Genomic DNA, 2,192 nt, shown 5'->3' on the forward strand with positions numbered 1-2,192 from the left:
GTCCGGACGGGTCGCCCATTCTGGACCAGCGCACGGCCGATGCCGCCAGGAACTATCTGGCGCGCTACGGTGCCTGAGCAAATGCCTGGCTCATATCGATATGTTGATTGTGCGTGCAGGGCCGCATTGACGCACATTCTTCGAATGGTCATTCTGTCGGATGACCCTCGTGTAGATTGGTAAAGGTCCGACGGGCACGCCGACGGATCATCATCGCAAGGAAGGCCATGGATCATGACGAAACCGCTGGAGCAGAATGGTCATGAGGAACCGGACCAGACTGAGGTCAACGAGGTGAATGACGCTCCTCAGACGAATTCAGAGGAGACGGCCAAGCCTGCCGTTTCTGACACAGCAACTAGTGCAGAGAAATCTTCGAATGAGACAGAACCTGCTGATGAGCGTCCTTTGACTGTTGAGGAACCGGAAGAGCCAGGCCGGCCTGCTCAGCGGTCTCGGAGGCTACCGCTAATACTGGTTGCGATCGCTCTTGTGCTGGTGCTTGTAGCCGGCTTCTACATGCTGTGGACTAACCGTTCAGGAGACGACCAGTCAGCCCAAAAGCCTTCGTCGGAAGTATCGACCGCCCAAGTCAGCAAGGGCCCCACTGGGGATGCCAAGGCCTACAAGGCACTGCAAGCGGTCACCGTCAAGCCGTCAGTTGCCGACGACCAGGGAGGGCTGACCGTCTCAGCTAAGGGAGTCGGCAGCAAGAAGAAGGTTGCTGGTGTGCCTACCCTTGAAATCTTCATGGATCCTATGTGCCCATGGTGTGGCAAGGTGGGCCGGGTCATCGATCCCCAGCTGCAGCGCATGATTAGCGCAGGCCAGATCAACGTCACCTACAACTTTTTGAACTTCCTTGATTCGGCCTCCAGTGACCAGTACTCCAGCCGCGTCGACAACGCCCTGGCCATGGTGGCCCAGGAGGATCCGGATCATCTGCCGGCCTTCGCCGCCGCCGTCTTTGCTACCGACTTCCAGCCCAATGAAAGCTCCTATCAGGCCGTCTCCGATGCGCGCCTGGCCGACCAGGCCGTTGGGGTGGGCGTGCCCAGGTCCCTGGCAGACCGTTTTGCCCAGGGCACCTACAGACCATGGGTGGACAAGGTCAACGCCTATGCCATCACCCGCAAGGACGCCAAGGATGCCAAAGGAGAGTTCTCGACCCCCACCATCATGATCAACGGCAAAGTCTGGGATTTGACCGCAGCTGCAAAGAGCCAGGGAGGTTTGGAACATCTGGACCGGGCCCTGTTCAAGGCCCTGGGACTGAATTCGCAGGATGTGGGTCACCAAGGGAAGATGCCATCCATCGGAGCCCGAGGAACAGCGCTGAAAGCAGAATAAGCGGCAACTGCTAAGGGCTATGATCTGTGGCAAAAATTAAGGATTGCCGTTATCAGTTCGGTTGTTTGCCTGTTAAGCCTTTGTCGGTTCGGCTATCGCTTGCCTGACTATTACTTGCTTGACTCCTGCTCGATCAGCGAATATCCGTGGTTGGACACCACCTGGCGTAACTTGTCCAAGTAGAGTTCGGCGGCATGGGACAGCTTGGTCCGGCTGTTGACGATCCAGCCCAAAAGCATGGATTCATCCGACTCCAGGGGGACACTGACGATCTTCTCGTTGTTCAGGTCTTCGTTGTCGATGCCAGTGCAGACCGTGTAGGCGTTGAGCCCGACGATGAAGTTGAGCATGGTGGCCCGGTCGCTCACGGTGATTTGCTTGGGGGAATAGTCGGGCCAGACTGCCTCCTCTGCAAAATAGAAGGAACCCTCCTCTCCTTGCTCATACTGCAGGAAGGGGTAGGGCTCCAAGTCCTTCATGGTCACCATGGCCCGATCAGCCAAGGGGTTGGTCCGGGCGATAAAGACATGCAGATCTGCACGGAAGAGGGGATGGAAGTCCAGGTGTTTCTCACGAAGCATCTTGGACAGGACCCGTTTGTTGAAGTCGGACTCGTAGATGATGCCTATCTCGGACTGAAGAGTGGCCACCTGGTCGATGATGTCCCTGGTGCGCGTCTCTCGTATGGTGAATTCGTACTCATCCGAATCGATGGAGTTGATCATCTCCACGAAAGCTTCCACAGCGAACATGTAGTGCTGGGTTGAAACCCGGCAGAGCTGCTTGCGGGGCCTGACCTGCCGGTAGCGGGCCTCCAGCAGGTCGGTCTGATCCAGAATCTG

Annotated in this window: 2 protein-coding genes; one reads left to right on the forward strand and one right to left on the reverse strand. The window is 57.2% G+C overall.

The window, feature by feature from the left end; genetic code table 11:
- Positions 1 to 234 precede the first annotated feature (234 nt).
- Positions 235 to 1,350, forward strand: a complete 1,116-nt coding sequence (locus AC0AP0_RS12395) for a DsbA family protein (RefSeq protein WP_490430702.1) — start codon at positions 235 to 237, stop codon at positions 1,348 to 1,350.
- Between the two features lie 110 nt (positions 1,351 to 1,460).
- On the opposite strand, the gene AC0AP0_RS12400 is transcribed toward AC0AP0_RS12395, so the two are convergent.
- Positions 1,461 to 2,192 (reverse strand): LysR family transcriptional regulator substrate-binding protein (locus tag AC0AP0_RS12400; protein ID WP_490430703.1); only part of this gene is annotated, 732 nt, incomplete at its 5' end.

Source organism: Bifidobacterium sp. POST2/T3 (B1) (assembly GCF_058197115.1).